6 protein-coding genes are annotated in these 7,031 nt (G+C 75.3%); all 6 read right to left on the reverse strand.

Translation table 11 applies throughout. The features are described 5' to 3' along the window. Nucleotides 1-71: 71 nt before the first annotated feature. Nucleotides 72-1,064, reverse strand: a complete 993-nt coding sequence (locus ACFWEJ_RS09515; protein WP_377228959.1) for a formylglycine-generating enzyme family protein — start codon at nucleotides 1,062-1,064, stop codon at nucleotides 72-74. After that, nucleotides 1,061-1,816: a GntR family transcriptional regulator gene (locus ACFWEJ_RS09520; protein WP_377228960.1), complete on the reverse strand. Its 756-nt coding sequence runs from the start codon at nucleotides 1,814-1,816 to the stop codon at nucleotides 1,061-1,063. The genes ACFWEJ_RS09515 and ACFWEJ_RS09520 overlap by 4 nt, the downstream gene beginning before the upstream one ends. 19 nt (nucleotides 1,817-1,835) lie before the next feature. Continuing rightward, complete coding sequence (locus ACFWEJ_RS09525) at nucleotides 1,836-3,500, reverse strand: dipeptide ABC transporter ATP-binding protein (protein ID WP_377228961.1); 1,665 nt, start codon at nucleotides 3,498-3,500, stop codon at nucleotides 1,836-1,838. After that, nucleotides 3,484-5,412 (reverse strand): gamma-glutamyltransferase family protein, encoded by a 1,929-nt coding sequence (locus tag ACFWEJ_RS09530; RefSeq protein WP_377228962.1) that lies wholly within the window; start codon nucleotides 5,410-5,412, stop codon nucleotides 3,484-3,486. Before ACFWEJ_RS09530 ends, ACFWEJ_RS09525 begins: the two co-directional genes overlap by 17 nt. A 5-nt stretch (nucleotides 5,413-5,417) precedes the next feature. Continuing rightward, nucleotides 5,418-6,305, reverse strand: coding sequence for an ABC transporter permease (locus ACFWEJ_RS09535; protein WP_377228963.1), 888 nt, complete (start codon nucleotides 6,303-6,305; stop codon nucleotides 5,418-5,420). Continuing rightward, a partial coding sequence (locus ACFWEJ_RS09540; protein ID WP_377228964.1) for an ABC transporter permease occupies nucleotides 6,302-7,031 on the reverse strand: 730 nt, incomplete at its 5' end. The genes ACFWEJ_RS09540 and ACFWEJ_RS09535, both read right to left, overlap by 4 nt.

Consider the following 7,031-nt stretch of genomic DNA (forward strand, 5'->3'; position numbering starts at 1 on the left):
TGAACGTAGGAGTAGTCGCCGCGAGAGCGCTCATGCGGCGACTACTCCTACGTTCACCTGATCTTCAGGCCTCAGGCCTCCCTGAGCGCCACCGTGCGGAAGCCCGCGTTGCCCATCGACGAGTCCGGCGTGTTCGACGAGCGTGCCGAGTTGCGGTAGCGGTTGCAGTACGAGAGGTGGCACAGGTAGCTGCCGCCGCGCAGGATCCGCTGGGCGCCCCGCTCGGGGCCGGCCGGGTTCGCCGCGGGGGAGCGCGCGTAGTACCCCGGGTCGAACCAGTCCTGGCACCACTCCCAGACGTTGCCCACCGGCTGCCACAGGCCGTACCCGTTGGGTTCGAACGTCCGCACCGGCGCGGTGGTGAGCCAGCCGTCGTCCAGCGTGTTCGTCCGCGGGAACGCGCCCTGCCAGATGTTGGCGCGCCACCCGCCGTCGTCCACCTCGGCGTCGCCCCAGGGGTACTTCGCGCCCTCGACGCCGCCGCGCGCGGCGTACTCCCACTCGGCCTCCGTGGGCAGGCGCCGGCCCGCCCAGGCGCAGTAGGCGACGGCGTCGTTCCAGCTCACGTGGGTTGCGGGGTGATCGTCGAGGCCGTCGACGTCGGAGCGCGGCCCGCCCGGGTGCGCCCAGTCGGCGCCCTGGACGCCGAACCACCACGGGGTGCCGTCGGCCTGCCCCATGATGTCGCCGGGGTCGGCCGCGACGGCGAGGTGGAACACCGCCGAGAAGCCGAACGTCTCCGCCTCGGTGCGGTAGCCGGTGTCGTCGACGAACCGCGCGAAGTCGGCGTTCGTCACGGTGGTCGCGTCGATCTCGAACGCGTCGAGGGTCAGCTCGTGGCGCGGCGTCTCGCCGTCGCCGAGGTTCTGGTCGCCCGACGAGTCGCCCATGGTGAACCGGCCGGCGGGCACGCGGGCCTGCTCGACGTCGTGCCGGCCCCGGGCGGGTGTCGCGGCGGCGTCCGCCGGGCGGGAACCGAGCTGGACGAACGCGTCCCGCCCCGGGGTTCCGCACCCGCACCCGCAACCCTCGTGCCCGGACCCCGTCTGCTCGTCGCTCGTCACGCCCCCACGGTATCGGCGCCGGGCGCGGTGTCGCCCGGTACGGCGGCCGACCGCGCGGCGACGGCCGCGGCGACCTCGGGGTCCGAGCTGGGCCGCGTGACGCCGTAGCGCGACAGGTAGCCGATCCGCGACTCCCGGACGTGGGCCGCCATCAGGGCGGCGGCCCGCTCGCCGTCGCCGGCGTCGATCGCCCCGACGATCACCCGGTGGTCGGGCCAGAGCCGCTTGCCGCGCGACTGCATGTCCGCGGCGTAGAGCCACTCGATCTTCCAGGAGAGCTGCCGCAGCAGCCGGGCCAGGGTCGCGCTGCCGCTGAGCTCGGCGATCGCGATGTGGATCTGGTCGTTGATGCCGACCAGGGGGTCCAGGTCGCCGGCGGCGACGTGCGCGTCCCCGGCGTCGAGCAGGGCGGCGATCTGCCGCCGCAGGCGCCACCAGTCCTCCGGGCTCTCGTCGCCCGAGTAGAGCGACGCCGCCCGCCGGGCGGCGCTGCGCGCCGTGGACACCTCCAGCGCCTCCCGCACCGCGAACAGGTCGTCGGCGTCGTGCACCGGGATCGCCGCGATCCGCGAGCCCACGTGCGGGCGCGAGTCGATGAAGCCCTCGCTCTCCAGGCCGCGCAGCGCCTCCCGGACCGGCACCCGCGAGACGTCGTACCGCTGGGCCAGCGAGGCCTCCGTCACGCGGGCGCCGGGCGTCAGGACGCCGGCGATGATGTCGCGCCGGATCGCGTCCTGCACGGTGGGTCGCACCAAGGCAGGGAGCACGGGCTCATCGGGCAAAGGCGGCACCGGGGATGGCTCCTAGCAGGTCTCGGGTGTAGTCGGCCCGCGGGGAGTGGAACACGTCGTCGACGGACCCCTGCTCCTCGACGCGGCCTTGCCGCAGCACCACCACATTATCCGCTATGCCGCGGACCACCGCGAGGTCGTGGCTGATGAAGAGGTACGACACACCGAGCCGTTCCTGCAGGTCAGCGAGCAGGTCCAGGATCTGCTCCTGGACCAGCACGTCGAGCGCCGAGACCGCCTCGTCGAGCACCAGCAGCTCCGGCTCGGGGGCCAGCGCCCGCGCGATCGCGACCCGCTGCCGCTGCCCGCCCGACAGCGCGCCCGGGTGCCGCTGCGCGACGTCCCGGGGGAGCGCCACCTGGTCCAGCAGCTCCGCGACCCGCGCCCGGCGCGACTCCCGGTCGCCGATGCCGAAGATCCGCAGCGGCTCGTCGATCACCCGCTCCACGGTGTGGGTCGGGTCGAGCGACGCGTACGGGTCCTGGAATACCGGCTGCACCCGACGGCGCAGGGCGCGCCGCTCGGCCCGGCCCGCCCCGGCGATGGCCTGCCCGTCCACCAGCGCCTCGCCCGAGGTCGGCGTCTCCAGGCCGAGCAGGATGCGCGAGACCGTCGTCTTGCCCGAGCCCGACTCGCCCACCAGGGCGGTGGTGCCGCCGCGCGGCACGGAGAAGGACACGTCGTCGACGGCGCGCAGCAGCCCGCCGCGCCCGCGCACCTTGTACTCCTTGACGAGGTTCCGGACGGTGACGACGTCGCCGGCCCCGGCCGGTTCGCCCCCGGCCGGGTCGCCGCCGGCCGCTCCGCCCCCGGCCGGAGCGACCCGCGCCTCCGCCTCGCCCTGCGCGACGACGGCGGCGGGTGCCGCCGCGACCAGCCGCCGCGTGTACTCGTGCTGCGGGGACCGCAGCACCTGTTCGGGCGTGCCCTGCTCCACGATCTGCCCGTCGAGCATCACGATCACCCGGTCCGCGCGGTCGGCCGCCAGGCCCAGGTCGTGCGTGACCAGGATCATCGCGGTCCCGTGCGCCTCCGCGAGCGCGACGAGGTGGTCCAGGATGCGCCGCTGCACGGTCACGTCCAGGGCCGACGTCGGCTCGTCGGCGAGCAGCAGCTCCGGCTCGCGGGCCAGCGCCATCGCGATGAGCACGCGCTGGCGCATGCCGCCGGAGAACTCGTGCGGGAACTGCTTCGCGCGGCGCTCCGGCTCGGGCACGCCGGCCTCGTCCAGCAGCTCCAGCACCCGCTGCCGCACCGCCGGGCCGCGCAGGCCGCCGGCGCGCAGCGCGTCGGCTACCTGGTCGCCCAGCCGCATGGCGGGGTTGAGGTTGGTGCCCGGGTCCTGCGGCACCAGCCCGATCCGGCCGCCCCGGACGGCCCGCATCCGGGCCTCGCCGGCCGCGGCGAGGTCCTCGCCGTCGAGCTCGACCGTCCCGCCGGTGATCCGGCCCGCGCCCGGCAGCAGCCGCAGGAGCGCGGCGATCACCGTCGACTTGCCCGATCCGGACTGGCCCACGATCGCCACCCGCTCGCCGCGCGCGACGTCGCGGTCGCCGCCGCGCACGACGGGGGTGTCGCCGTAGGCGACGTCCAGGCCGCGCACGCGCAGCAGCGGCGCGGCGGAGTGGTCAGCGTCCTGCGGCATATCCCTGCGCTCCTCTCGGGTTGGCGGCCGCGCCCAGGAGGCCCGTCGCCGGGTCGCGGGTCACGGCGGACAGGCGCCCCAGCGCCCAGTCGCCGGCCCGGGTCACCACGTGGCCGCGGCCCTCCAGGGCGGCGATGACTTCGTCGCCCAGCCGGTCCTCCACGACCGCCCCGCCCGGCGTCCAGGTGCGCGGCCAGAACGAGCCGGGGAACGACGTCGTGTGCAGCGCGGGCGCGTCGATCGCCTGCTGCGGCGTGTACCCGCCCACCAGCACCCGCAGCAGGAACAGGAGCTGCCACTGGTCCTGCTGGTCGCCGCCCGGCGAGCCGAGGGCGATGACGGGCTCGCCGTCCCGCAGCACCAGGGTGGGTGTCAGCGTGGTCCGGGGACGCCGCCCGGGCGTCAGGGCCGACGGCGACGCCTCGTCCAGCCACGTCATCTGCAGGCGCGTGCCCAGGCAGAAGCCCAGGCCGGGCACCGTGGGGGAGGACTGCAGCCAGCCGCCGGACGGCGTGGCCGAGACCATGTTGCCCCAGCGGTCCACGACGTCGATGTGGCAGGTGTCGCCGCGGGTGGCGCCGGTGTGCTCCGGCGAGTCGGGCTCGGTGGTGGGCGCCGGCACGGTCGGCTCGCCGACGCCGGGCGCCGGCACGGTCGGCTCGCCCACGCCCGCCGCCGCGCCGCTCCCGGGCGCACCCGGCAGGGAACCCGCCGGCGCGCTCGTGGCGTACTGCGTGCGCAGCACCGGCGGGGCCGGCGTCGTCCGCCCCGGCACGTCGCCCGGGCGCAGCTCGTGGCTCGCGGCGTCCGTGATCAGCGCCCGGCGCGCGGCCGCGTACTCCTCGCTCAGCAGGTAGGCCAGCGGCACGTCGTCCGCGGCCGGGTCGCCGTACCAGACGTCGCGGTCGGCCAGCGCCAGCTTCTGCGCCTCGATGACCGTGTGCGCGCCGAGCTCCGTGGACGGGTCCAGCGCGGCGTCGTCGAGCCCCTCCAGGATCTTCAGGGTGGCCAGCAGCGCCGGGCCCTGGCCCCACGCGCCGGTCTTGGCGATCGTGTACCCGCGGAACGTGACGGTCGTGGCGTCCTCGTACGACGCCGAGAAGGCCGCGACGTCCGCCGCCGTGATGACGCCGGCGTGGTCGCCGCCGTCGGAGTGCCGGTGGGGCGTGGCCACGAACTCCTCGACGGCCGCGCCCACCCGCTCGCGCCACGCGGCGCGGGCCAGGTCGATCGCCGCCGCGCGGTCCGCGGCCCCCGCACCCGCGGCGACCACGGCGTCCAGCAGGTCGGCGTACTCCGGGTTGGTGACGACCGTGCCCGGTGCGGGCACCTCGCCGTCGGGCAGCCAGCGGTCCGCCGACGTCGGCCAGTGGTCCCGGAACAGGCCCGCGACGGTGCGCAGGGTGCCCGTGACCCGCTCCAGCAGGGGGTGCCCGTCGCGGGCGTACCCGATCGCGTAGGCCAGCACGTCGCCGAGGTCCCAGGTGCCGTGGTCGCGCAGCAGCAGCAGCCAGGCGTCGACGCTGCCCGGCACCGCCGCCGCGAGCGCGCCCGAGCCGGGCACCAGGTCGAGGCCCTCGGACCGGTAGTGCTCGATGGTCGCGCCCGCGGGCGCCGGGCCCTGGCCCACCAGGACGCGCGGGTGCGCCGGCTCGTCCGCCGTCACGAAGACGCCGGTCATGTCACCGCCCGGCCCGTTGAGGTGCGGCTCCACGACGTGCAGCACGAACGCGCCGGCGACCGCCGCGTCGAACGCGTTGCCGCCGCGCTCGAGCACGGCCTGGGCGCTCGCGGTGGCGATCCAGTGGGTGGAGCCCACCATCCCGAACGTGCCCCGCAGGTCGGGCCGCGTGGCCGGGGTGGTGGGGCGGACGAACGGCGAGGTGGGCCGGGCGGACGGAGCGGAGGTCATGACACTCACTTACGGTCGGTGGTCGGGTCGAGGGCGTCGCGCAGGGCGTCCCCGAGGAGGTTGAAGCCGAGGCAGATGGCCACGATGGCCAGCCCGGGGAACAGCGCGGCGGTGGGCGCGCGGCCCAGGTACTGCTGCGCGTCCGAGAGCATGATGCCCAGAGACGGGGTGGGCGGCTGGATGCCGAGCCCGAGGAACGACAGCACGGCCTCGCCCAGGACCGCCGCCGGCATGATCACCGTGGCCTGCACGATGATCGCGGACAGACAGTTGGGCAGGATGTGCTGCGCGAGGATCCGGGGCCCGGACGCGTCCATCGCGGTCGCGGCCAGCACGAAGGGACTCTCCTTGAGGCGCATGGTCTCGGCGCGCACCACGCGCACCATGGTCGGCACCTGCGCGATGCCGAGCGAGATCGCGGCCCCGGCCAGGCTGGGCCCGTTGATGGCGGCCAGGCCGACGGCGAGGATGAGGAACGGGAACGCGAGCGTCACGTCGGTCAGGCGCGAGACGGGCGCGTCCAGCAGGCGCCAGTAGCCGGCGGCCAGCCCGAGCGGCGTCCCGACGACGACGGCGAGGCCGACCGCCACGACTCCCACCATGAGCGAGGCCCGGATGCCGTACATCATCCGGGACAGCACGTCGCGACCCAGGTCGTCCGTGCCGAGCGCGAAGCCGACGGTGCCGGGCAGCTGGAACGGGGCGTCGAAGTGCACCTCGGCCGGGCCGTGCGGGGCCAGCAGGGGCGCGAGGAGCCCGGCCAGCACCACCACGGCGAGCATCGCGGCGCCGGTGATCGCCTGCGGGGTGCGCAGCCGGGACAGCAGCCGGCGCGGGCCTACGGCGACGGGCGCCTGCTCGGGCGCGAGATCGCTGTGCTCGATGACGGTCATGAGCGACCTCCCACTCGGATACGCGGGTCGATGACGGAGTACAGGACGTCCACGGCGAGGTTGACCAGCACGTAGCCCACCGTGGTGAGCACCACGACGGCCTGGATCACCGGGTAGTCGCGCTGGAAGACGGCGTCGAGCGTGAGCTTGCCGAAGCCCGGCAGGGCGAAGATCTGCTCGGTCACGACGGCGCCCGAGATGAGGCCGCCGAGCTGGAGCCCGGCGATCGTGACCACGACGATCAGGGAGTTGCGCAGCCCGTACCGCAGCAGCACCCGGGTGCGGCCGAGGCCCTTGGCGCGGGCCGTGCGCACGTAGTCGGTGCGCATGGCCTCGATCATGGAGGCGCGGGTCTGCCGCATGATGACGGCGGCCAGGCCCGTGCCGAGGATCAGCGCCGGCAGGGTCAGGTGCACCAGCCAGCCCACCGGGTCGTCGGTGAGCGGCACGTAGCCCGACGCCGGGAACAGGCCCAGGCCGATGCACAGGTAGAGGATCGCGAGCATGCCGAGCCAGAAGTTCGGCACGGACAGGCTGGTCAGCGCGGCCGCGTTGGCGACCCACTCGGGCCAGCGGCCGCGGTAGCGCTCGGCGAGCAGGCCGAGCGCCACGCCGGTCACGACGGCCACGACGATCGCGTAGAGCGACAGCCAGAGCGTCACGGGCAGCGTCGCGCCGATCATGCTCGCGACGGATGCCCCGGTGCGGGTGGACTCGCCGAGGTCT

The organism is Promicromonospora sp. NPDC060204 (genome assembly GCF_042728455.1).
GTDB lineage: Bacteria > Actinomycetota > Actinomycetes > Actinomycetales > Cellulomonadaceae > Promicromonospora.

What these genes read in the sequence shown, in the direction of transcription:
- ACFWEJ_RS09525 (WP_377228961.1), bottom strand. Translation starts at nt 3,500, where the DNA reads ATGCCGCAGGACGCTGACCACTCCGCCGCGCCGCTGCTGCGCGTGCGC.
- ACFWEJ_RS09530 (WP_377228962.1), bottom strand. Translation starts at nt 5,412, where the DNA reads ATGACCTCCGCTCCGTCCGCCCGGCCCACCTCGCCGTTCGTCCGCCCC.
- ACFWEJ_RS09535 (WP_377228963.1), bottom strand. Translation starts at nt 6,305, where the DNA reads ATGACCGTCATCGAGCACAGCGATCTCGCGCCCGAGCAGGCGCCCGTC.